Source organism: Bifidobacterium sp. (assembly GCF_022647885.1).
Classification (GTDB): Bacteria; Actinomycetota; Actinomycetes; order Actinomycetales; family Bifidobacteriaceae; genus Bombiscardovia.
On record NZ_JALCLM010000001.1, the window covers coordinates 469,318 to 491,925 of the forward strand.

The 22,608-nt window shown below is 49.0% G+C and carries 19 protein-coding genes; 13 read left to right on the forward strand and 6 right to left on the reverse strand.

Annotated features, from left to right (window positions below; genetic code table 11):
- Positions 1–49: 49 nt before the first annotated feature.
- The 6 genes from LKI20_RS01890 to LKI20_RS01915 all read left to right on the forward strand — a co-directional run bounded on the left by LKI20_RS01890 (position 50) and on the right by LKI20_RS01915 (position 6,510).
- Positions 50–667, forward strand: coding sequence for an iron transporter (locus tag LKI20_RS01890; protein WP_291769096.1), 618 nt, complete (start codon positions 50–52; stop codon positions 665–667).
- A 363-nt stretch (positions 668–1,030) separates the two neighbouring features.
- Positions 1,031–2,311, forward strand: coding sequence for a DUF2318 domain-containing protein (locus LKI20_RS01895; protein ID WP_291769099.1), 1,281 nt, complete (start codon positions 1,031–1,033; stop codon positions 2,309–2,311).
- A gap of 14 nt (positions 2,312–2,325) precedes the next feature.
- Positions 2,326–3,669 carry an ABC transporter permease gene (locus tag LKI20_RS01900; protein ID WP_291773308.1) on the forward strand — a complete coding sequence of 448 codons (1,344 nt, stop codon included), beginning with the start codon at positions 2,326–2,328 and terminating at the stop codon, positions 3,667–3,669.
- 34 nt (positions 3,670–3,703) lie between these two features.
- On the forward strand, positions 3,704–4,948 hold the full coding sequence (locus LKI20_RS01905; RefSeq protein WP_291773310.1) for an ABC transporter permease: 1,245 nt from the start codon (positions 3,704–3,706) through the stop codon (positions 4,946–4,948).
- Between the two features lie 151 nt (positions 4,949–5,099).
- Positions 5,100–5,924: an ABC transporter ATP-binding protein gene (locus LKI20_RS01910; RefSeq protein ID WP_291769102.1), complete on the forward strand. Its 825-nt coding sequence runs from the start codon at positions 5,100–5,102 to the stop codon at positions 5,922–5,924.
- A 31-nt stretch (positions 5,925–5,955) separates the two neighbouring features.
- Positions 5,956–6,510, forward strand: coding sequence for an FMN-binding protein (locus LKI20_RS01915; protein ID WP_434734899.1), 555 nt, complete (start codon positions 5,956–5,958; stop codon positions 6,508–6,510).
- A 102-nt stretch (positions 6,511–6,612) separates the two neighbouring features.
- Here the strand turns inward: LKI20_RS01915 and LKI20_RS01920 are convergent, their stop codons facing one another.
- Positions 6,613–7,902: a class I SAM-dependent methyltransferase gene (locus LKI20_RS01920; protein ID WP_291769107.1), complete on the reverse strand. Its 1,290-nt coding sequence runs from the start codon at positions 7,900–7,902 to the stop codon at positions 6,613–6,615.
- A 276-nt stretch (positions 7,903–8,178) separates the two neighbouring features.
- Between LKI20_RS01920 and LKI20_RS01925 the strand changes: the two genes are divergently transcribed.
- The gene (locus LKI20_RS01925) at positions 8,179–8,568 is read left to right on the forward strand and encodes a DUF4186 domain-containing protein (protein WP_291769109.1); all 390 of its coding nucleotides are present in this window, start codon (positions 8,179–8,181) and stop codon (positions 8,566–8,568) included.
- A gap of 127 nt (positions 8,569–8,695) precedes the next feature.
- Here LKI20_RS01925 and LKI20_RS01930 read toward each other — a convergent pair whose 3' ends face one another.
- Positions 8,696–9,274, reverse strand: coding sequence for an NADPH-dependent F420 reductase (locus LKI20_RS01930; RefSeq protein WP_291769112.1), 579 nt, complete (start codon positions 9,272–9,274; stop codon positions 8,696–8,698).
- 167 nt (positions 9,275–9,441) lie between these two features.
- On the opposite strand from LKI20_RS01930, the gene LKI20_RS01935 reads away from it, so the two are divergent.
- Positions 9,442–9,876, forward strand: a complete 435-nt coding sequence (locus LKI20_RS01935) for a winged helix-turn-helix transcriptional regulator (RefSeq protein WP_291769115.1) — start codon at positions 9,442–9,444, stop codon at positions 9,874–9,876.
- 62 nt (positions 9,877–9,938) lie between these two features.
- On the opposite strand, the gene LKI20_RS01940 is transcribed toward LKI20_RS01935, so the two are convergent.
- The 3 genes from LKI20_RS01940 to LKI20_RS01950 all read right to left on the reverse strand — a co-directional run bounded on the left by LKI20_RS01940 (position 9,939) and on the right by LKI20_RS01950 (position 15,831).
- Positions 9,939–10,793: an aldo/keto reductase gene (locus LKI20_RS01940; RefSeq protein WP_291769117.1), complete on the reverse strand. Its 855-nt coding sequence runs from the start codon at positions 10,791–10,793 to the stop codon at positions 9,939–9,941.
- 307 nt (positions 10,794–11,100) lie between these two features.
- Complete coding sequence (locus tag LKI20_RS01945) at positions 11,101–12,540, reverse strand: amino acid permease (RefSeq protein WP_291773312.1); 1,440 nt, start codon at positions 12,538–12,540, stop codon at positions 11,101–11,103.
- Between the two features lie 408 nt (positions 12,541–12,948).
- Positions 12,949–15,831: a heavy metal translocating P-type ATPase gene (locus LKI20_RS01950; RefSeq protein ID WP_291769120.1), complete on the reverse strand. Its 2,883-nt coding sequence runs from the start codon at positions 15,829–15,831 to the stop codon at positions 12,949–12,951.
- 235 nt (positions 15,832–16,066) lie between these two features.
- Here LKI20_RS01950 and LKI20_RS01955 point away from each other — a divergent pair, with 235 nt between their 5' ends.
- Positions 16,067–16,375, forward strand: a complete 309-nt coding sequence (locus tag LKI20_RS01955; protein WP_291773314.1) for a metal-sensitive transcriptional regulator — start codon at positions 16,067–16,069, stop codon at positions 16,373–16,375.
- Between the two features lie 2 nt (positions 16,376–16,377).
- On the opposite strand, the gene LKI20_RS01960 is transcribed toward LKI20_RS01955, so the two are convergent.
- On the reverse strand, positions 16,378–17,655 hold the full coding sequence (locus LKI20_RS01960) for a lactonase family protein (protein WP_291769122.1): 1,278 nt from the start codon (positions 17,653–17,655) through the stop codon (positions 16,378–16,380).
- A gap of 709 nt (positions 17,656–18,364) precedes the next feature.
- On the opposite strand from LKI20_RS01960, the gene LKI20_RS01965 reads away from it, so the two are divergent.
- The 4 genes from LKI20_RS01965 to LKI20_RS01980 all read left to right on the forward strand — a co-directional run bounded on the left by LKI20_RS01965 (position 18,365) and on the right by LKI20_RS01980 (position 22,560).
- Positions 18,365–20,011 carry an MFS transporter gene (locus LKI20_RS01965; RefSeq protein WP_291769124.1) on the forward strand — a complete coding sequence of 549 codons (1,647 nt, stop codon included), beginning with the start codon at positions 18,365–18,367 and terminating at the stop codon, positions 20,009–20,011.
- A 64-nt stretch (positions 20,012–20,075) separates the two neighbouring features.
- Complete coding sequence (locus tag LKI20_RS01970; RefSeq protein ID WP_291769126.1) at positions 20,076–20,747, forward strand: response regulator transcription factor; 672 nt, start codon at positions 20,076–20,078, stop codon at positions 20,745–20,747.
- The gene (locus LKI20_RS01975) at positions 20,744–21,856 is read left to right on the forward strand and encodes a HAMP domain-containing sensor histidine kinase (RefSeq protein WP_291769129.1); all 1,113 of its coding nucleotides are present in this window, start codon (positions 20,744–20,746) and stop codon (positions 21,854–21,856) included. Before LKI20_RS01970 ends, LKI20_RS01975 begins: the two co-directional genes overlap by 4 nt.
- A gap of 164 nt (positions 21,857–22,020) precedes the next feature.
- On the forward strand, positions 22,021–22,560 hold the full coding sequence (locus tag LKI20_RS01980; protein WP_291769132.1) for a hypothetical protein: 540 nt from the start codon (positions 22,021–22,023) through the stop codon (positions 22,558–22,560).
- Positions 22,561–22,608: the final 48 nt, after the last annotated feature.

Genomic DNA, 22,608 nt, shown 5'->3' on the forward strand with positions numbered 1-22,608 from the left:
AAGGATTTCAACATCCTTACTGTTACCAGGAAACAAAAGGAAAGAGAACATGACAAAGAAACATCTCATGGCTGTCGCGGCGTTGGTACTATCCGGCGCACTAGCCCTGTCCGGCTGCGGGAGTTCTAGCAGCTCTGCAGACAACACCAACTCCTCTGATTCTTCTACAGCTTCGTCGTCAAGCGACTCAGGCGCTGGCTTCGAAGAAGTGCCAATCGGTGATGACCAACAGAAAAGTCCTCTGAATATTGGCACGGTATTTTTCCAGCCTGTTGATATGGAACCAGCGGGCATGGGATTAGCTGCAGCTGATGCCAACATGCATCTAGAAGCTGACATCCATGCTTTGGCTGATAACAACCTTGGATATGCTAAAGGTGAGTTTGTTCCTGATTTGACTGTGAACTACACCATCACAGATGAAAATGATGCCAGCAATACACAATCAGGGACTTTCATGCAAATGAATGCTTCTGACGGTCCTCACTACGGTGCAAATATCAAATTGGAAAAAGCTGGAACATACAAGCTTACTTACAAGATTGATTCCCCAGAGAAGAAGGGCTGGATGATTCATACTGATCCAGAAACTGGTGTCAAAGGCAAGTTCTGGACCGATCCCATCACCGTCTCATGGGACTGGGATTACACCCCTCATGAATGGTAGAGCCGTGAGCAAACAGCACTGTGTGCTGTTTGTAGGCTCGTGAGCGCGACTTATCGAGCGCGAAGTACATGTTGGGTCGGCCCTTCGGGGCCGTCCGTTATTGCAGGACGAAGCGTGAACACGTTGTTTCGAGTGCGCAGTGCGCTTTTCGTAGCTGAGCTGTTAAGTGGTGGTAAGCCCAGCGGGCTTGCCATAGGATCGGTGAGCAGCCTACGGCTGTGAAGTTGCCCGCTGGTTTGGCAGTTATCGTCCGCTTGTATGTTTTTTACCCTTCCCCATTTGTGCGTAAGCGCATAACATTGGGAAGGGTTCATTTGTGGGTCACAGGGATGCTATGCCCACCAGAATAGGGAGCTGGTCTGGATGCTTGAACAGTTCGTGACCGTAATGCCTGGAACGCTTGGTGCGGCATTGATCGTGATGAGTGTCAGTGTGATGCTTGGCGCGGGTGAAGGCAAGAGCAAACCTCGCAGTTCCAGATGGAGATTGTACGGCCTAGGTATTGGTTGTTTAGCTGCAGTCATTTTTGCCGCATTACGAGCGACTGCTGTTATTAATCAGCGCACTGTGGTCAACTATCCCACATTGATATGTTGTGTGCTCGCAGATATGGCTCTGGCAGTTGTGCTGTTTGGTGCTAGGAAAACAGTATCTGAACGTGCTGAGCATCCACGCCGTTTGGATCTTTCCAATGCGATTGCTGCGGTTGCTATCGCTTTGATAGTGTTCCGTGCGCTGCCGGACGTAATACTTGAGCTGACAATTTTTGTTGAGCCAGGTGACCCAGTGTTCACTTCAGCAATGTTGCTGCGTGCTTTGGGCTTCATTATGGGTTTGGCGGCTTCGATTATTGTGGCTTGCATAGTTCGAAGTTTGCGTGCTTGTGTACATGTGCGATTTTTTGACGCTGCTGCGCTGCTGCTACTGGCTTTGATATTCATACAGCATGTCACGGCATTGCTTACAGTGATGCAGACTACGGGAGATGTGTTTCTGCGGGGCACGTCTTTCCGTTTATTGGCGTGGCTCATTAATCACGCAACTCCTTTGATTATTGCTCAAATTGTGGTGTTTCTACTTCCTGCAATTGCATCCATCGTCGCAGGATTCAGGATGCCTGTAGCTGGTGAAAACACAGCAATAGTCAGGCAGCACACTGCTTTGAGAAGACGTGCGAAGGCTGCCGGCGTTTGGACAATTCTCGCTGTGATTGGCGTAACGGTGGCTTTGACTTACGGCGTTGCACAGACCAATCAGGTTCCTGTGCTTTCGCCTCCTGAGTCGTATGCTCTCTCTTCAAATAAAAGCGTGGCAACCATCAAATTCTCTCAGCTCGCTGATGGACATTTGCACCGCTTTGAATACAAGGCTAAAGACGGAACCGTGATGCGTTTCATCATCATCAAAAAGAATGGTGGTGCTTATGGGGTTGGCCTTGATGCTTGCGACAACTGTGGTGATGCAGGGTATTACGAGAAAGACGGGAAAATCATCTGCAAGAGATGCGATGTGGCTATTAATCTTGCCACCATCGGATTCGCGGGTGGGTGTAATCCGATTCCTTTCCCATACCAAGCTGGCAACGGCAGCATTACTATCCAGACTTCAGATCTTGATGCATTATCAAGTCACTTTAAGAGCTGATGGGAGGCAATGACATGTTTCTCAATCGTATGGTGTTACGTTCACTAAGCAGACAGTTGAGTAGACGCGTCCTTATCGCGGTGAGTGTAGGACTTTCGGCATGCGTGAGCGTTGCGATGTTGGGAGTGGTTTTCGATGTCGGTGACAAACTGAATGCTGAACTCTCAACCTATGGTTCTAATATCATGGTTCAGCCGAAATCAGATGCAGTCGTTTCTGACTTATATGCAGCAGGCGATTCAGATTCTTCGGGAAGCGCTATGAATTCCGACCCTACTGCCTTCATTAAGGAGTCGGATATTGCGAAAATCAAGACGATTTTTTGGGCATACAACATCACGGATTTTGCTCCTCAGCTCAACACTCATGCAACGATTGGTGTTAATTGCAAGTCTTCAGAGGGGTCTTCGCAAGCGTCGTGTACGTCACGCTCGGTTCCGCTAGTTGGCACATGGTTTAACAAGCGTGTTACCGCATCCACCGGTGAATCGTCAACGGTTGGAGTGCGTGGCATGCGTTCGTGGTGGAAGCTTCAAGGATCGTGGGTAAAGGATGACACCAACCAGGCGATGATCGGTTCCAATCTCGCTAAGGAGCTCGCCGCAACAGTTGGAGACACCTTAACTGTCGCCAAAGGCAAGAAATCTCAACAACTACAAATCGTTGGGATATATGACTCTGGCGATGATGACAATGATGCCGTGTACCTTTCCTCATCTGTGGCTCAAGATCTTGCCGAATTGCCTGACCAGGTCGATCGGGTCGAGGTCAAGGCTTTAACCACCCCTGAGAATGATCTGGCTCGCAAGGCTGCTCGCAACCCAGGAGCGCTCTCTCAGGAGGATTGGGAAACGTGGTACTGCACGGCTTACCCGTCCTCAATTGCTTATCAGATTGAAGAGGTAATTCCTGGCTCTGTTGCTAAGCAGGTTCGCCAAATTGCAGCATTGCAAGGTGATGTGATGAAGAAAACACAGGCTGTGATGATCCTGATGACTGCTCTGAGTTTGCTTGCTGCAGCTATCGCGGTAGCGAACCTTATGGCAGCGGCTATATCAGAGCGTTCATCTGAATTTGCTCTGTTGAAAGCTATTGGCGCTACTGACGGATCAGTGAGCAGATTAGTGCTGTTGGAAACAGCCTCCGTGAGCATAGTTGGCGCTGTGGTGGGAGCAGGATTGGGTTCATTAATGGCTCAGGTCGTCGGGCATGTGGTGTTTGGATCGGGCATCACTATGCGACCGATGGTGTTCGTTCTAGTGTTTGTGCTGCTTGCGGTGACTATTCTGGCAGCTTCATTATCGGGTATTCGTTCAATTCTCAGGCTGAGACCTGCGGAGGTGCTGCATGGCAGGTAAATCGATGCGGAATAAGCGTTTCGGGATGGGGACTATGACCAACGGACGGATGTTCGTGGTTATGATTCTTGGCGCAGTATTTAGACGGCGGTCTAGGGCTCTGATGGCAGTTATCGCATCCACTGTAGGTGCTGCCACATTATTTTGTTTGGCTGCGGTGTGCATTGCCGTTCCGCAGCAAATGAGCGAAGATATGCGCTCATATGGAGCAAATTTGGTGGTAACTGCGGTGGAAAAGAATGCTTCAGCCAAATCTGGCATTGCTGACGATATGGTTGCACACACCACGGAAATGATAGAGGCCAAAGCTCCGACCAAACTGGCGACGTACCGTTACGACACCGTAAGGATTAATGCTTCATCGTATATGATGGCCGGCATTGATCCAGCTGCTGTAAAAGCAATTAATCATCATTGGAGTGTTCAGGGTGCTTGGCCGTCGCAGGGTAGTGTGCTGGTTGGTACTGATATTGCGACAGCTCTCGGTCTAAAAGTTGGTGGTGATATCACCATTGCGTATCGTTCTGCCGACAATGCGGGCGGTACTGCTGCTTCGGGTTCTACGCAAACTACTCCATCCGCTACTAGTTCAGCGACCGCTTCGGATGGCCGCGTTTCCACTGACATCATGGAAGAAGGTGGTGTGAGCTTTAGAGTTGCGGGAATTGTTGACACCGGTGGTTCTGAGGATCAGATGGTGTATGCGACGAGGTCGGATCTTGATAAACTCGCTGCTTCAACACGTGGGGCTGATGTGCTTGAGTATTCAGTTGATGCTTCAGGAAGTGCCTTAGATGCTATTGCACAGAGCATCAATGCTATGAGCAGTATGGGGGTCAAAGCACAAACCGTTACGAAGATCACTGCATCCAATGCAACAATCATTACCATGTTGCAAACTCTGTTTTGGCTAGTTTCTGCGGTGGTTTTGGTATTGACATTCGTCGGTGTGGGCACAACAATGACATCTATTGTCTCGCAACGTCGTAATGAAATCGGTTTACGAAAAGCATTAGGCGCTCCCTCGTCTCGTGTAGGCACAGAGTTTTATGCAGAATCGGCACTGTACGGTCTGCTCGGTGGTTTGTTGGGTATCGTTCTGGGATATTGGTTGGCGTGGATACTGTGCGCTACAGTTTTTGAGCACGATTTGCAGATGAACTGGCTGCTGGCGCTCGCTGCGGTTCTTTCTAGCATGCTCATAGCGGTGATTGCGACCATACGTCCGGTTCGCAGAGCGTCCCGAATTGATCCCGCTGTCGTTCTGAGAGAAGAATAAGACGAGAAAAGCTGTTTGTGTAGGGATTTATCGGTGGTCCGCCACAGAGGTTAGCTAAGAATGGCGGAATTCCAACGGTCTAGAAAAACGATAGTGTGGGTCGGCGTGAAAATCCCTACACAAAAGATGTGGAGTTAAGAAAGAGGCGAATATGTTGCTCGAATTGGATCATGTGTCGAAGATTTATGGCGATCTACACGCAGTTGACGATCTGAGTCTGTCTGTGGGCGAGGGTGAGTGGCTTGCTATCGTCGGTTCCTCTGGCTCGGGGAAAACAACCTTGATGAACATCATTGGATGTATGGACACTCCCAGCGAAGGCTCCGTAACGCTTGAAGGAAGGCAGCTCAACGATTTGAATGCTACCCAACTTGCTGATGTGCGAAAAAATGTGATTGGTCTAGTATTTCAAAAGTTTTATCTGGTGCCGCATCTCACCGCCGTTGAGAATGTGATGGTTGCGCAGTATTACCATTCCGTTGTCGATGAGGAACAAGCAATGGAAAGCCTTCGCAAGGTAGGACTTGAAGAGCGTGCGCATCACTTGCCTGGGCAATTGTCTGGTGGTGAACAACAGCGGGTTTGTATAGCTCGAGCTTTGATTAATTGTCCAAAACTGATCCTGGCAGACGAACCTACCGGTAACCTCGACGGTACCAATGAGAAAATTGTGTTGGATCTCTTCAAACAGCTTCACCAACAAGGAACTACTATCATCGTGGTGACCCATGATGCTTTGGTGGCCTCTTGTGCACAACGCGAAATTATGTTGAACCATGGAGTGCTCGTTGGCGAACAGTGGAATGACAACAGCGCGCAACAGAGCTATATGGAAGCTGGCGGAAAACCTACTCTGGTGAGATCTGATCAGGCAATAAGCGGTGGATCGAACCAAGCGAGTGGAGCTGCATCTGATCTGCCTGTAGGATTCATTGACCCTACTAAATCTTCAAAAACTGACGGTACAAGCATCTGAAATCCCATTATTGGAGACATACATACTAGGGATGACGCATGCGGCTGGATCAAGAAAGGATGTCAGCGTGAGGGCACAGAGGAAAACTATTACAGCGACATCGCTTGCCGCACTGGGGCTAGTAGCTGCAAGTACTTTGCTTGCAGGCTGCGGTGAATCTTCTGCAATTCCTATGGATGATGCTTACGCCGGTTCGGGAGATGAATCCAGTAGTTCACCTGCTAATACCGATTCAAGTTCATCTTCAGATTCATCTGCGAGTAGCTCAGCTGGTTCCAAGAAGGATACTGGCACATACAAAGATGGTAGTTATGCCATCAAAGGTGAGTATGGTCCTGTTGGTGAGGACACCATTGATGTGACCATTACTGTTGCTGCCGGTCATATAAGCGATGTACAAGTTGTTGGGCACCCTTTCACCACGATTTCTAAAAACCATCAGAATGCATTTATTAAAGCAATTCCAGGTGTGGTTGAGGGCAAAGCTCTGAAAGATTTGAAAGTCGATAAGGTAGCAGGAGCGAGTTGGACAAGCGAAGCCTTTAACAAAGCACTTGAGGTGGCCCGCCAAGAAGCTTCCGAGTAAGAATTATTCTGTAGTAAGAGATAACTGCAATAAAAGGGCAGCTTTCAGGCGAAAAATACCTGAATTAGCTGCCCTTTTATTGCAGTTATCAAAGCTGATTCCCTATCTGTTCCACCATGGACGGAGAGGATAGGTGGTGGTTCCTGTTTCGGGGTCTGGTTTGATGCAGAGGAACTGGTGAATCTGGATGGTGTTCAACTCGAAGTTGAATCGCGATCCTGCCATATAGACACCCCACAGTCGGGCTTTGGGCTCGCCTACTAGTTTAACTGCGTCATCCCAGCGGTCTTGCAGATTCTCATTCCAATGTTTGAGCGTAATTGCGTAGTGCTGCCTGAGATTCTCTTGATTAATAACTTCGAATCCCACATTGTTAATGGTGACTTCAATTTCTCCTGGGCTGGCTAGCTCGCCGTCAGGGAAAATGTATCGGTCGATAAAGCCACCAGCGCGCTTGCCTTGGAAGCTGTTGCACCTAGTAATTTGATGATTGAGCAGCATGCCACCTGGGCGCAGCTTATCGAGCATCTCCTTGAAATAAGCGTGATAATGCTTGTGTCCAACGTGCTCCATCATGCCGATAGAGCAGATGCCATCGAAACCAGATTCTGGGACATCTCGATAATCCATCAAGCGAACCTCAGCGAGGTCTTCAAGACCTTCGCGTGCTATCCATTCAGTGCCCCAATCAACCTGTTCTTGTGAAAGGGTGACGCCTATTACGCGAATACCACGCTTTGCTGCTGCGATTTCCATCGATCCCCAACCGCAACCGATGTCAAGGAGCGAATCGCCCTCTTTGAGGTTCAGTTTGTCAAGTACCATATTGAGTTTGTGGTCTTGTGCTTTTTCAAGAGTCGCATCTGCTGTTGGGAAGCAGGCGCAGGTGTAAGTCATTGACGGTCCAAGAAACATCGCATAGAAGTCGTTACTTTGATCGTAGTGATAGCTGACGGTCGCCGCATCACCCTTTTTGGTGTGTGGCATGATTCCTTCAGCCATGCGCTGAGCCAAAGATGGAAGCTCTATTTCCGGTGGCTTGGGTTTTCTTATGCCATGCGACAGAATGGTTGCACTGAGTTTCGCCAACTCGGTTTTCTTCGGTTTTCTGGTGTACTCCTTCAGCTCCATCAACTGCTTAAACACACTGTATGGGTTGCCGGGTTCAAGTTCTGGCGATGCGATATCACCTTGAAGATATGCGCGTGCAAGGCCTAAATCGTTCGGACATTCTGCAATGTAATAGACGGCGCGTGAATTGCGAATTTCCAAATTGAGTGGAGCGTCTTTGCTGCCGAAACTCGATCCGTCAAAGGCACTGACATGAATTGGAGCATCCTGGTTGAAAAAGACCCCCACCATGTCTGCCACGGTCATTGTTGATATAGCCATGTAAATCTATTGCCCCCTTCTGAAACCAAGTGGCTCGAAGCCTATACGGTCTCATTTTTATCAGTCACCACCCTACTCCGATTGAGGATTTCAAGCATCGTCCTCAGTAAAAACTCTTTACATCTGTAAGTAATTTAGGTGTGTTGAATTCTTGATCTACAAAGGAATACCAGTTGCGCTTCAGCTGATCGTTACTGCAAGGATGGGCGTTCTCCTTGATAGCAGACATCGTCAGTTGAGTGGATTCCCGTGCAGCGAGCGACCTAAGCTGGAGATATGCAAGAAGTGGAAGATGATCGAGAATTTTGGATAGAGCAGACGCTAGATCGTCTATCGCATTCCCCTTTTAGAGCAAAGTTTTCGCTGAGTGCTCACGATAGGCAGTATGCAAGGGATAAAGGTCGTGCAGTTATAGCTCTACATGCGCAGGAACTGTTACGAAGTCGTGTGGGGGATGCCTATCCTAGCAAAGACGGTAAGCAGACACCGTTTCGGGGGCATCTGGTATTTACTGCTCAACATGCAACCGCAACTTGTTGTAGAGGGTGCATAGAGAAATGGCATCACATCCATCGAGGGCAAGAACTCAGCGATGAGCAAATTGCTGCCTTAGCTGCCTTAATCATGGCTTGGATTGAACGAGATTTGATTGCGCATCCTTCCTGATTCTTAAATTCTAAAAACAAGAATGTGCAAAATTCATAACAACACAGACCAAGTGACCTTAGTGGCTTCACTGTGTCTGTGTTGTTATGAATTGATACTGCTTTATATATCAGCAGCGAGATAGTAGTTAGCGCTGGACGGCGAAGCCACCAGTCCAAGCAATCTTCTCTCCTGCAGCAAGGGTGAGTTGCAGGAATCCTATAGCTTCCAATTCACGAGCTCGCTTGAGTGCACCTGCATCGATGGCCTCAAGGCCAGCAGCCTGTACAAGCGCAGATAGATCTGTTTTAGCGTCAGCGTCATCGCCTGCTATCAACACTGTGGTTTGTTTCTCTCCGATTTTGCCGGAAGCTAGTGTCGCGGCGAAATTGGTGTTGAACGCCTTGAGAACGTGAGCCTCAGGGAGTTTTTCAGCCAGTTGTTGAGCTGCTGAGGAGTCTGAAGGGGTGACGAGTGAATCGAAGGTTGAAAAGTCCAATGGATTGGTGATGTCTACAACAGTCTTACCGGGGAGTTGTTCACCGTACTGATTGACAATCGCCTCAAGTGCTGGGTATGGGACCGCAAGAATGACGATCTCACCAGAAATGGCTGTGCCTTCAGCTGTGGATGAATCTATAGCCTGTACCTCTGCTCCTGCCTTTTCGGCTATTCCACTGAGCGCTGAACCCATATTGCCCTTGCCAAAAATAGTTACCTTGCTCATGTCAACTCCTTAATAGTAGTGATGCTGTTCTTTTCTTTGCTTCGTAGCAATGGCAATGGTTTCGTGAGGTTATTTCACAGAAATCATTATCCAAAATCGAAACTAACATTATGTTAGCACTAACAAATGGTTAGTGAAAACGGTCGTGTCGGATTAGAATGGGCGATATGGATACTCCAACAGCAATTGATAGCAACGCCGAGGCGGCAGTAGGACGATGTCACTCGAAGCTCAGCGATGCATCGAGTGAAACAATGCAATACAACGTGTTTTCAGATCGTTGTATTTCTCGCAAGTTGCTCACAGATGTTTCTCGGCGTTGGAGTGTGCTTATTCTCTCGTCACTGAGAGTAGGGCCGAAGCGTTTTGGAGAGTTGAAAGATGCTATAGCAGGCATGAGTGAGCGTATGCTCTCTATCACCTTGAAGACCCTGCTCCACGATCATTTGGTAGTGAGAGTTGGCACCACGGTTTGCTCAACGTATGAGTTAACTCCAGCGGGGTTGTTGATAGCTGAAAAGGCCGATGAGCTGTTTGAAGCTGTTTATAGCGCATTAGACAGCATGGATCCGCAGGATCTCGCCGCCGCAGCAGCGCAATGAGTGTAGCGCAGCGCTGTCGGAATTGAGTTCCTGCGTATCTCTTTCAAGAGAACATATTGCAATTACATTTCTTGATGACTGCGTGGATCAAAATCTCCACGGCTACCGTCTGGGCTGTCTAATCCAGCGAAAGCTGCACGATCCTCATCGTCGAAGTCGAAACTCATTACGTCAAGGTTCTCAATTTGGCGGGATGGTGTAGCGGACTTAGGGATTGGGATGTCACCGTAATCCACATGCCACCTGAGAACCACCTGAGTGGGTGTAACGCCATGCTTCTGCGCTACCGACACAATAGTAGGATCTTTCACCGTTTCGCCGCCTCGACGCAAAGGACTCCATGCTTCAGTAATGATGCCATGTTTGTCGTCATAAGCTTTTAAGTCTTGTTGCTGCCAATACGGGTGTAGCTGAATTTGGTTGACTGCGGGAGTGACGCCAGTTTCCTTGACGAGACGATCAATGTGCTCAGGAAGAAAGTTACTCACACCAATATGCTTAATTAGGCCCCGATCTTTGAGCTCAATCAGTGTCTGCCAAGCTTCGACGTATTGGTTTTCGATTGGATTTGGCCAATGAATCAGATACAAATCAATATAATCGAGATCCATGCGGAGCAAGCTCTCCTCGATAGTCTCGACAGCTTGGTCATGATTATGGTAGCGGCCTGGGAGTTTCGAAGTCACAATAATGTCTTCGCGGGGCACTCCACTTTGGTGTATAGCTTTGCCAACAGTCCCTTCGTTGTCATAGTTAACTGCGCTATCCAGCAACCGGTAACCGTTGTTAAGTGCTGATTCAATAGCGGTTGAACCATCGAAACCGCGAAGTTTGTATGTACCAAATCCGATGGCAGGCAATACCAGACCATCGTTGGCTGTGAGATTAGGCAGGGTCTGATTTTCAGATGATGTCATAGTTCCCTCTTTCTCTGTTAGAGCGTGCGTCGCAAAGTTGCAGCGGCGTTCTGGGGGAGGGATGCATCGAATGTGCAGCACAGCTCGTGACTGCTTTGCTGTTTGATGGCACCCTCAACACTACTTATTGTAATTCTGGCCTGTGGATTAGTCAGATGTGTTCATGCAGGGCGTGGTTGCCACGGCGCAGTCGAAGCTTGATTCGGGCGACCAGTGTGTAAGCAAGTGTGATTCAGAGAATGGTGAATTACGGCGTTGCTGGGTTACTGCCGCGCGCGTGACCCAGCATTCGTAGCTCAGCCTCAAGCTATTGCTTAAGGGAGGTGCTTTCAAGAGTATTCATCTTGGAGTGCTTAGCGGCGTACAAGAAATACACTATGAAACCGAGTGCAAACCACACTGCGAAACGTACCCAAGTCTCCCAATTGAGTCCGGCAATAAGCACACCACAAAAGATAATCGCAATCAACGGTGTGAAAGGAACTCCTGGAGTTTTGAAGCCACGTTGCATTTCTGGGTGCTTATGACGCATCCAGATAATTCCGGCTGAAACGATAATGAATGCCGAGAGTGTGCCGATGTTCACCAATTCAAATAAGACGTTGATATTGATGAGTCCTCCCGCAATGGCTGTAGCAATACCGAAAAACCATGTTCCTTTGAAAGGCGTGCGATACTTTGGATGAATCTCACCAAAGAATTTGGGGAATAAACCGTCTCGACTCATGGAGTAGCAGATGCGTGATTGGCCATATAGCTGCACCAGCATGACCGTGGTCATACCAATAAGCGCGCCGAAATCGACAATTAGCGCAAGCCAATTCATGCCTGTTTTGAGTATGACGCCTGCAACGGGAGCGTCGATGAACTTTGCAAATTCTGGAAATTTCACTACGCCGGTCATAATCAGCGTCATCACAATGTAGAGCACTGTGGAAACCGCCAGAGATAGCAAAATGCCTTTCGGTAGGGTTTTCTTCGGTTCGATGGTTTCTTCAGCGCTGGATGAGACGGCATCAAACCCGATGAAGGAGAAGAATACGATTGAGGCCGCAGGGATGATCCCCATCGGAACAGTGCTGTTGTGCTTGAAGGAGTACCACCCGTATGGTGAGAATGGTTGCCAGTTAGAGGGTTTAACGTACCACACCACGCATGCGATAAATAATACGATTACTGCCAACTTGATGCCCACCATAATGTCGTTTGCACGACGAGTTTGGTTGATGCCGACGGACAACAGCCAAGTGATGAGCAGCACCACTATAAAACCTGGAAGATTGAAATATGTGGTAACTCCAGTGGTGGTTCCATAAGCCGCAGTGAGCTCCACAGGCAGATTGATACCGAAGCCTTGCAATAATTTCGTAAAATAACCAGACCATCCTGCAGAAACCGTGGCCGCTTGTAACGCGTATTCGAGTATGAGATCCCATCCAATAACAAAAGCGACCACTTCGCCGAATGCGATATATGAGTAGGTATATGCGGAGCCTGAAACTGGTGCCATAGATGCAAATTCTGCGTAGCACAGTCCGGCGAACCCGCAACAAATAGCTGCAAGGACGAAGGACACGGAAAGGGCAGGTCCTGCAGTAAGAGCACCTTTACCGGTGAGCACAAAAATGCCGGTGCCGATAATCGCTCCGATTCCCAGCAATGTCAGGTCGAGTGTGCGCATTGTTCGGCGCAACGGTGTCGACTGTTCGACAAGCTCTTTGACGTTCCTTTTGCGGAAATAATCCACTGCAATCCCCCGATAGATATTTGCGTTCATGCGATGAGCAAGATGGCTACGCGACCGTCGGTATTGTAACTGAATTGTGCAGGTATATGAAGCTGCGGTGTCCATTAGTGAGACACAGGCTCATCATCCGGCGTCAGCGGGTGTTTTTGTAAGGGTGGCAAGCAGTATATGTGCACACAAGCACATGTGTGTTGCCCTATTCACGAGGTAGCTTCGTTTCTGTAGGGATCACAAACTATAACGAGCTAAAAATTGTCTAAGAACGGCGGAATGACGGTAGAGTATCTTCGCAATAATCCTGATTAGCGGGCAAATCCCTACACAAGAAACTGTGCGTATGAGCATGTGAGGGCAAGCAAGATAGCCTGTTCACATGCTCATACGCACAGTTTCTTGTGACAAGGTCACTTAGGCGGCGTATGAGGCGGGGTCTTTGTCAAAGCTTTCAGCGCAGTGAGTGCTGCAGAAATAGTAGTGCTTCCCATCGTGTTCTCGACTGGCTGCAGCCGTGGAAGGATTAACACTCATGCCGCAGACAGGGTCCTTGAAAGACTCGGCTTGTTGTGCACCCTGATCTGTTGATTCTTGGTGACGGTGAAATATTGACATGGTATTCCCTTCTATTTCTTGTTGATGGACCTGTTGGTCAGCGAGCTGCTTGCTGTCGTGTGGCGGTTCCACCATATGACTGCTTGCTGTTGGTGCTGGCAAGAATTGAGTTTGTGGCTGAGCAGAGTGTTGGGACGATGCCAGACTTGTGGATGGGAAATTCGCATCAAGTTGTAGCCCTCTGAGCCGGTTAGCGTTAATAACCACTGATAGTGAGGAGAATGCCATTGCAGCTCCAGCAATCATGGGGTTAAGCAGTATGCCAAACATGGCGTACAGCGCACCGGCGGCCACAGGAATGCCTAATCCGTTGTATCCGAAGGCGAACCAAAGGTTTTCCTTGATATTGCGCATCGTGGCTTTGGAAAGGGTTATAGCATTCACGGCACTACTGAGTTTGCCTGACATCAACGTGATATCGCTGGATTCAATAGCCACATCAGTCCCGGTTCCTATAGCGAAACCCACGTCTGCTTGAGTTAAGGCCGGTGCATCGTTGATGCCATCGCCAACCATGCCTACGAGCTTGCCCTGAGATTGTAGATTGGCAATGGCGTCAGCTTTATCACCTGGAGAAACTTGGGCAATGACATGGGCAATACCAACTTGTGCTGCTATTGCATTCGCTGTTATAGCATTGTCGCCACTGGCCATCCAGACTTCGACACCTTGAGATTGTATAGCGGCGATTGCCTGTGCCGAATCAGCTTTGACGGTATCGGCAACAGCTAGTGCGGCAACGAAGGCGCCATCAACCGCCGCCAGTACAGTAGTTTTGCCTTGTGATGCGAGATCTCGCAGTGAAGAGGCGAGGTCTGATGATGCGTGTGGATCTGGCGAATCAAGCTCCCAATGCATACCGCTGACGCCGCGCTCCTCTAATAACTCTTGGCTGCCAATGAGGATTTCGTGCCCATTCACAGTGGAGAGTATTCCTCTACCGGTGAGTGCTTCGAAGTGTTGTGGTGATGAAAGTTTGAACTCGCGAGATTTGGCTGCATCGACGATCGCATGCGCCAGCGGATGCTCAGATGGTTCTTCTGCTGAAGCAATCAATGCAAACGTGTCATCGTCCAAATGAGCAGGAACTATGTCGGTAAGTTGGGGTTTGCCCTCAGTAATAGTTCCTGTTTTATCAAGAATCAGTACATCCAGCTTATGAGCGTTTTCAAGGACTTGTGCAGATCGTATCAGTATGCCTGACTGCGCACCTTTTCCTGTAGCAATGGTGACAGAGAGTGGAGTAGCGATGCCCAATGCGCATGGGCAGGCAATAACTAATACTGAGACTGCGGCTATGAGTCCGTGTAGAGCTTGTGGTGCAGGACCGAGGAACCACCAAGCTACAAAAGTCCAAATAGCTATGATGATGACTGCCGGGACAAAGTATTGAGCAATGGTGTCCGCTAAACGTTGGATAGGCGCTTTCGAAGATTGTGCCTGCCTCACCAGTCCGATAATATGCGCCAAGACGGTGTCCTTGCCCACTTTGCTGGCACGGTATTGCAAAGTGCCGTTGCCGTTGACAGTAGCGCCTATAACTTGGTCATTAACCGTCTTTGAAACCGGCATGGATTCACCGGTAATCATGCTTTCGTCTACGCCAGAAGATCCCGAGATGACTACTCCATCCACTGGAAATTTTTCACCGGGACGTATGGCAATAACATCGCCAACTACGACCTTATCCGCAGGAATTTCCTCAATGTGCCCATCTTCTCGCACCACTCGTGCTGTGCGAGGGTTAAGACCAATCAGAGATCGAATGGCCTCTCCTGTGCCAGCTCGCGCCTTAGCTTCCAAGAGTTGGCCCAAAATCATCAAGGTAATGATGGTGCCCACAGACTCGTAGTAAGGCTCGCGTGAACCTGAAGGCAGAATTTGTGGAGCGACCGTTACCACCAGACTGAAGAGAAAAGCTGCTGAGGTGCCAAGCGTAACTAAAGAATTCATCTCTGCAGAACGGTGTGTGAGAGCCAGCCAGCCAGTTCGATGCACTGGCCATCCTGAATAGAACATCACTGGTAATACGAGTACCAACTGTACCCAGGGATTCATTAGCACCATTGGCGTCCAATGCCCGAGAATGGGGTGAAACATTGTAGCTACAAATACGGGCAGTGTGAAAACGATGCCCACAATTAGTCGCGCCCAAAGACTCTTAATCTCTTGCGCTCTTGATTCATCTTCAGTGTGTTGAGATAGTAGCGGGTCTGACTCATGAGACATGACAGTCGTTGTGTTGATGTTGTCAGGGTGTGAGGTCTGATGTTCACTTACGGCTGTAGTGGGAGTTGTGTCATCATTTGATTGCTCACGCACTATGATTTTTCCGTGCAACATATTCATGCCACAGGCAAAGGGATATTCGCCTGCTTGTAGCGGGCCGAGATTAAGTGTACTGCGCTTGAAAGCGGGAAGCATGGTATCGATGCCGAGTTCTGAGAACACCACGTGGGATGAGCATTCGCCATCTTCCTGACGATCGAATTCGAGTATGACAGGTATTCCTGCGGATACCTCAATCGTAGAAGGGGAATACCCACCTTTGACAGTGATAGATACCTGTTGCGTACCCTGCTGAATCGTGGCACGCGCTGCATGCTGAGGTGACAACAGGAGCCAGATAACCAGTAGGGTCAGCGCCAGTGCTGCCAGAATAACGATGATGCCGGTTTCCATGTGATCCTCAAACTTTCTTGACGGCCAATGGTCTATATGGGTGTAGACGAATTATTGCTAAGTATGTTATATACCATATACCCCTATAGGGTATAATGCAATAAGAAATCAGCTAGTCGATAAAGCTAACTGTGTGTGGTCGAAAGGTTTAACGATGTCTACGAGAGATACAGCAAACAGCAGGCAAGCGCTTGCTCAACACAGCACGGATGCGGAAGCTAAGTTGAGCGCGAACATGATTCACCGCGAGGAGAGTGGGAAGAGCCATGGTTACGTGGCCGATAAGCAACGCGTTGCGGCACGCTTGAAAAGAGTCGAGGGACAAGTGCGTGCCATCACGCGCATGGTTGAAGATGACACTTACTGTATAGACGTGCTGACACAAATTTCAGCCTGTGATAAAGCGCTGAAATCAGTCGCACTGCTGCTGCTCAATGATCATCTCAACCACTGTGTACGCACCGCCGTCAGCCAGGGGGGTGACATTGCGGATGACAAACTCAAAGAGGCGGAGGATGCCATCGCGCGTTTAGTACGTTCCTAGGTTTAGATTATTGGAGCTATGGCAGTTGGTGAGCCTACAACGATTTCAGTCTCGGATACTGCTTCACCGTTAGCGTTGAGTCTGAATACATTCAATCTGCCTGTGGTCTGATTGGCAACGAACAGCAGGTTAGCAATCGCCTTAATGTGGCGTGGCCGGCCGCCGCCACTGCTGAAACTGCGGGTGGAAGAGGTATTACTGGTGGCTGATTGCACCGGATAAGACAGCTGTTCGCCATCCCATCTCAAGGTGACGATCCTATCCGAACCGCGCAGCCCAACATAGCAATACCCCGAAGTGGACATAGCAGATTCTTGAGTAGTTGAAGTTGCAGATGGACTTGTGAGCGTGGCATCGCTGACGAAGGCGAGTGAGGCTGCCTGGTCTGCTGCATCTGCGTCGAGCCCTAGGCGTTGAACATGACTGAATCCAGAGCTAAGAGCGTCCTCACCTGACGCTGGAATCTCGGGAGCGTAGATATCCACAGTCGAGCTCCATTCATCAACGACTGCGACATTCCAGCCAATCTTGGGATTGTTGGCTGGTAACAAATGCAAATCTCTAGGTCCGGTACCAGGGGCGCATTCAATGGAGGACACGCGATCCAGTCGGTTGCCGTTCCAACGGTGAATATGTATCTGATCCGCGCCGAGATCTGTGGTGAGTATTCGACCGTCTGGAAGCGGCAATATCCAATGAGCATGGGGGCATTCTTGTGCGGGCAAGGGGCCATGTCCTTCATTGGTCAACACCTGTTCGCAATCGCCAATATGGCCATCTGAATCCACAGGGTGTACGCAGACATGTCCATCGCCGTAGCATGCCACTATCAGATGTGCTTGGCCGTATTGATCACGAGACAAGGCGAGATGTGTAGGGGTGTTGCCATCTACAGCAACGCGAGAGATTGGGGTGAGATGTATGCCATCGGTGCCCTCTTCCACCTTGAGCGAAACTACTTCATTGCTGAATTCCAACGGAGCGTACACGACAGAGTTATCGAGCATTAACCAGGTGGGTGAAGGAAGTTCTGCAAGGAGACCGCGATGCTCAATGTCAATGGCTTTCAGATGCTGAAGAGATGACTGAGTTGGAGCAATGTTGCCCGACGAATCGGTGGGAGCATGATTTGGTGTATTCGCAGGAACTGTAGCGCGAACCCAGTCAATGCCTAAGCAATCGCCGCCTCCTTGCTGTCCAAATCCGCCGATAAGCATGTCTATCGTGTCGCCCGCATGCTCATGCTTCGTTGTCGTATGCTGTTCCTCGGTGTCTTGCATTGCCGCGTACCCCTTTGTCCGTTAATAGAGCCATCTGCTGTGTTGCTCGACTTTTGCCTCACATGTCAGCTGCATTCTATTCCACTTGTACGAATAATTCTTCTATCTCATGCAGTCCTGGTGAATCGCATGTCACGGTCGAGCATTATGAGGGCGGGTAGCGTAGCGATGCTATGGATGCCAAGAGTGGTCCTGCCTAGATTTGCAGTGCCTACGGAAGATGCTCGGTGAAATCAACAGCTGATGAAGTATGAAATCTACGGCCAAAGTATGTGCTCGGAAAACTTGATGTACGTCATCACAATACGTCTCAGCAAAGCTCAATAAGACTCATGAGGTAGACTGGATTGGCTTTGTGGCGCGCTGATTGGTACACGATATCGATCTGAGGGGAGAGTCCCGCGCCATTTCGCGCAGGCTTGGTGATTGCGTTTCAAGCTTCCCTCACATGGGACCGTAAGTAGTTTTGCTGCCTGAAACGCCTGTGATATTTACATCACCATATCGTTCGGGAACGGTTATTCCCGTCCGTCGATGACACGATGAGAACCGCATATCGACATGGCATGTACAGCGCTTGGAAGCGCGCAATGGTGTTGATGCACCGTACTGAGAGCCTTGATAACTGCGCTGATTGACCTAGTAAGTCAAGTTGGCTATATCCACTTGACGGCGATAGGAGCTGAACAAGAACATAATGCGCTCACAAATGATGTCTGAACAAGTTGAACAACAATCGCAACAAGAAACGGCTGAGATGACAGAAAAGCCGGCATCACTCAGGCAAGGGCATGCCAAGAAAAAACGTCGCCTGATGTGGCTACGCAGACTCCGGAAGGAAGATATTGTCGTAGTCGAGCAGGAATCGGTACGCCAAGCAGTTCTTGGCACAGCGGTTGGCAATTTCATGGAGTGGTTTGATTTTGGTATTTATGGGTATCTCACAGTCGTTATGACCACAGTGTTCACCAAAGGAATGCCTCAATCCATAGGCGTCTTGGTGATGTTGCTGGGTTTTGCAGTGAGTTTCTTGGCGCGACCGCTCGGTGGCTTCATTCTCGGCCCTCTTGGTGATCGCATTGGCCGTCAAAAAGTGTTGTTCCTCACGATGTCAGTTATGGCTGCTTCCACAGCTCTAATAGGCATATTGCCGACCGCAGCTCAGATCGGTCTCTGGGCACCAATTCCTCTGTATATATTGAAGCTGGTGCAAGGATTTTCAACGGGGGGCGAATATGCTGGTGCTGCAACCTATGTATCAGAGTTTTCTCCTGATAAACGTCGTGGATATTACAGTGCTTGGCTTGATATGGGTTCGTACCTTGGATTTGCCACGGGTGCTGGAGTGGTGGCAATTTGCAGCGTTCTGACGCAACAGGCTTGGGGCGCTGATGCTATGGCTAACGGCGGTTGGCGTATACCTTATTTCATGGCAATTCCGCTGGGGATTATCGCTATCTATTTCCGTACACGCATCCCTGAGACCCCACACTTCGAAGAGGATGATGAAGAAGAGGGGGGTGCCAAACGTAAGAAGTCAAAGCGACGTGGACAGTGGAAATTTGCGGTAGTTGATCCTGAAGGTCGTGATTCCAAACTCTTCGGGCATCATAGCTTGTTGAATCTTGTTCATAATTTCCGCAGAGAAATTGTGCTGGGCATAATGCTCGTAGCTGCTACCAATACACTGTCTTATGTACTGACTAGCTATATGCCCACATATCTTGAAAAAGAGATTGGTGCAAGTCAGGTGACAGCTGCAGCTTCAACCATTCCTGTGCTGATTTTAGTGGCAGTGTTACTACCCTTTATTGGTAAATTGTCCGATCGCATTGGCCGTCGTCCGGTGCTGGCGATTGCTGTTGTTTCGACACTGATACTGGCTTTACCTGCTTTCTGGATGCTGCATTTAGGACAATCCTGGACACTCCACGTGGCTTTAGTGTTGCTAGCGATACCAGCTGCCTTCTATATTGCAGTGACAGTAACAACAATTCCGGCTCTCTTTCCTACGGCTTCGCGTTTTAGTGGTATGGCTGTGACCTACAACATCGGAGTGTCACTGTTTGGGGGTACGGCTCCACTTATTGTTCAGGCTTTTCTTGAGTTAACAGGTAATCGCTATGTACCGGCGTTCTATGTAATGGTGTTTTCTGCCATAGGAGGTGTTGCTGTATGGCTGATACCGGAATCTGCAGGTAAGCATCTCATCGGCTCAATGCCGGCAGTGGAAACGCATGCTGAGGCGACGCGTCTGGTTGCGACGCAGGATGAGAATCCAGATATTGATTTGCACACAATGCCCGTTCAAGCTGTAACTGCAGAATGGAAGGGTGCATCACCTAAAGTCTCATAGTGGGTTTCGTTGCGCTGAGCACGAAGGCACTGTGAATTTAGGGTCACACGGTACAGTGAGCCTCATGGTCGATATTCTTGTAGTGGAAGACGAGCGTGACCTTAATGAAGTCACCTGCATGTACTTGCGTGATGCTGGGTACGCTGTCACAGGTTGCCTCAATGTGCATGATGCTTATGAAGCCATGCACGGACGCCTATTTGATCTGGTGGTGTCTGACATCATGATGCCAGGAACTGACGGATATGCTTTCGCGGCGAAGTTACGCGAGTTATATGCGCATCTGCCGATTATTTTCATGACAGCACGCGACGACATCGCATCCAAGAAAAAAGGCTTCCACACCGGAGTGGATGACTATATGGTCAAGCCGATTGACTTTGATGAGCTGGTATTGCGTATCGAAGCCTTGCTGCGCAGAGCGCATATCGACGATGAGAAACGCTTGTCCATTGGAAATTTAGCCATGAATGTTGATCAGATGACTGCGTCGATAAGTGACGAGGAAATCGCATTGACGAATCGTGAATTCAACATACTCTTCAAGTTGCTCAGCTACCCCAAACAAGTATTCTCGCGAGCTCAATTAATGGATGAGTTTTGGGATGCAGAATCATATACGGGGTTGAGGGCGGTTGATGTATACATCACCAATTTGCGCAAGAAGCTTGCAGAGTGTGATGGCTTTGACATTGTTACGGTAAGAGGATTGGGCTATAAGGCGGTGCCGCGATGAAGGCATGGGCATGGAGTCGGTCTAGTCAACTTGAGGACTCATCATCTAGTCAGCCTCGCGCAAGGGCTGTCAAGGAAAGACGGTTCTCTCCGTATATGTTCATTTGGACTTTTGCCCTACTGTGCGTCCTTGCAGGTGGACAAGCTCTGATACTCGGTGCATATGCCAAATTGCCATCCTTCCCACCAATGTTCGTCGCAGGTATGACAGGATATTGGGCAATTGTGGCCGGTACCTTAAGCCTCATTACGTATTTACAGATTCGCAAACGGCTGGAGCCGATGCGCAAATTTAGTGAGGCGAGCAGACAAGTAGCATCTGGCGATTTCTCAGTCTATTTGGAGCCTGAACACCTGCCTGAATCAACTCAGTGGGATGCCAATGACGAGATGTTCGAGGACTTTAACACTATGGTTCATGAGCTTGGCAGCATTGAAACCATGAAGAACGATTTCGTGGCGAACGTATCTCATGAGATTAAGACTCCCCTAGCTATTATTCAGAGTTACGTACAGCTGCTAGGCAAATCAGATCTGTCAGACGAACAGCGCTCGCGTTATGCAGCTACGGTGACGGATGCTAGCGAGCGTTTGGGGCAGTTCGTGACCAATATCCTTAAACTCAGCAAACTCGAAAATCAAGGCATCAGCTTACAAATTGAGAATTGCGACCTCCCTCGGCAATTATCAGATGCAGTGCTGGCTTACAGTGATCTTTTCGACGCCAAAAATGTGACTTTTGATGTCGATATGGAGGATCGCGCATTGGTGAAGGCTGATTCTGGAGTGCTGGAAGTAGTCTGGAGCAATATTCTCGGTAATGCTTTGAAATTCACTGAACGAGGTGGACATGTGTCACTTCGACAAAGTTCCGATAACGATATCGTCAGTGTTGAAATTCGTGATAATGGTTGCGGTATGAGTAAAGAAGAGCTTGCGCATGTGTTTGACAAGTTTTATCAGGGAGATACCTCCCATGCGGCTCGCGGTAATGGGCTTGGTATGGCAATGGTCCGTAGAGCAGTCGAACTTTCAGGCGGAACTGTAACGCTAAGCAGCGTTGCAGGGCAAGGAACTGAAGTGTTGGTGAGATTGCCTGCTGCGCAGTAGCGCTACGCAGCAGATTCTGCCGTAGTAGCTGTGTCGTAGTAATTCTGCCGTAGCAATGGTGGAGAAACTAACACAACTCGAACAATTCACCAATAGTCATCCAACAATCGCTCCGTACATTGTGTGTTGTCAGCAAGTGTGAAACATACGAAGAAGGAGTAACGATGATTGCGGAAAATATCAATGAGGTGAGTGCAGGGGCCAAAGATTTTATCGGCTATGAATATAAGAACATCAGTGTGCCGTCACTAGATGAAGGCTTATATGTGGATAGTTACCGTGCTTTTGGATGGGCTCTTGAATCATCGCAACAAGACAAACTCAGCGACAATGTTGTGCTGAAATTCAAGCGAGATCGCCAGATTCGCAATAAAGCAGAGTTATCACGCCTGCAGAGGCAGTTTGACTCCTATGCCATGCAGCTCAGAGCTCTAGAAAGCGCCCCTAAGACGAAAGCCAGAATCTTTGCTTTAAGTCTTGGTCTTATTGGATGCGCTTTCCTTGCAGGAGCAACTTTCTCTTATATGGCGGGCTTTATTGTTGCCATGGTGTTGCTAGCTATACCAGGTTTTCTTCTTTGGCTATTTGCATACCCAACTTTCTCTCGCGTATTGGCAAATAAGACGCAAAAGAATGCTCCTCAAGTTGATGCCACCTATGACGCTGTTTATGAAACCACTAAAAAGGCCAGTCAACTGCTCTAGTGATGATAACGCTCCAGTACTGGAACAGCTAGAAAGGAGTACCGATCA

Bases quoted from the DNA above. Each gene is read 5' to 3' on its own strand.
- LKI20_RS01890 (WP_291769096.1), top strand. From the start codon at position 50: ATGACAAAGAAACATCTCATGGCTGTCGCGGCGTTGGTACTATCCGGC.
- LKI20_RS01895 (WP_291769099.1), top strand. From the start codon at position 1,031: ATGCTTGAACAGTTCGTGACCGTAATGCCTGGAACGCTTGGTGCGGCA.
- LKI20_RS01900 (WP_291773308.1), top strand. From the start codon at position 2,326: ATGTTTCTCAATCGTATGGTGTTACGTTCACTAAGCAGACAGTTGAGT.
- LKI20_RS01905 (WP_291773310.1), top strand. From the start codon at position 3,704: ATGACCAACGGACGGATGTTCGTGGTTATGATTCTTGGCGCAGTATTT.
- LKI20_RS01910 (WP_291769102.1), top strand. From the start codon at position 5,100: ATGTTGCTCGAATTGGATCATGTGTCGAAGATTTATGGCGATCTACAC.
- LKI20_RS01915 (WP_434734899.1), top strand. From the start codon at position 5,956: ATGACGCATGCGGCTGGATCAAGAAAGGATGTCAGCGTGAGGGCACAG.
- LKI20_RS01920 (WP_291769107.1), bottom strand. From the start codon at position 7,902: ATGGCTATATCAACAATGACCGTGGCAGACATGGTGGGGGTCTTTTTC.
- LKI20_RS01925 (WP_291769109.1), top strand. From the start codon at position 8,179: ATGCAAGAAGTGGAAGATGATCGAGAATTTTGGATAGAGCAGACGCTA.
- LKI20_RS01930 (WP_291769112.1), bottom strand. From the start codon at position 9,274: ATGAGCAAGGTAACTATTTTTGGCAAGGGCAATATGGGTTCAGCGCTC.
- LKI20_RS01935 (WP_291769115.1), top strand. From the start codon at position 9,442: ATGGATACTCCAACAGCAATTGATAGCAACGCCGAGGCGGCAGTAGGA.
- LKI20_RS01940 (WP_291769117.1), bottom strand. From the start codon at position 10,793: ATGACATCATCTGAAAATCAGACCCTGCCTAATCTCACAGCCAACGAT.
- LKI20_RS01950 (WP_291769120.1), bottom strand. From the start codon at position 15,831: ATGGAAACCGGCATCATCGTTATTCTGGCAGCACTGGCGCTGACCCTA.
- LKI20_RS01955 (WP_291773314.1), top strand. From the start codon at position 16,067: ATGATTCACCGCGAGGAGAGTGGGAAGAGCCATGGTTACGTGGCCGAT.
- LKI20_RS01960 (WP_291769122.1), bottom strand. From the start codon at position 17,655: ATGCAAGACACCGAGGAACAGCATACGACAACGAAGCATGAGCATGCG.
- LKI20_RS01965 (WP_291769124.1), top strand. From the start codon at position 18,365: ATGATGTCTGAACAAGTTGAACAACAATCGCAACAAGAAACGGCTGAG.
- LKI20_RS01970 (WP_291769126.1), top strand. From the start codon at position 20,076: ATGGTCGATATTCTTGTAGTGGAAGACGAGCGTGACCTTAATGAAGTC.
- LKI20_RS01975 (WP_291769129.1), top strand. From the start codon at position 20,744: ATGAAGGCATGGGCATGGAGTCGGTCTAGTCAACTTGAGGACTCATCA.
- LKI20_RS01980 (WP_291769132.1), top strand. From the start codon at position 22,021: ATGATTGCGGAAAATATCAATGAGGTGAGTGCAGGGGCCAAAGATTTT.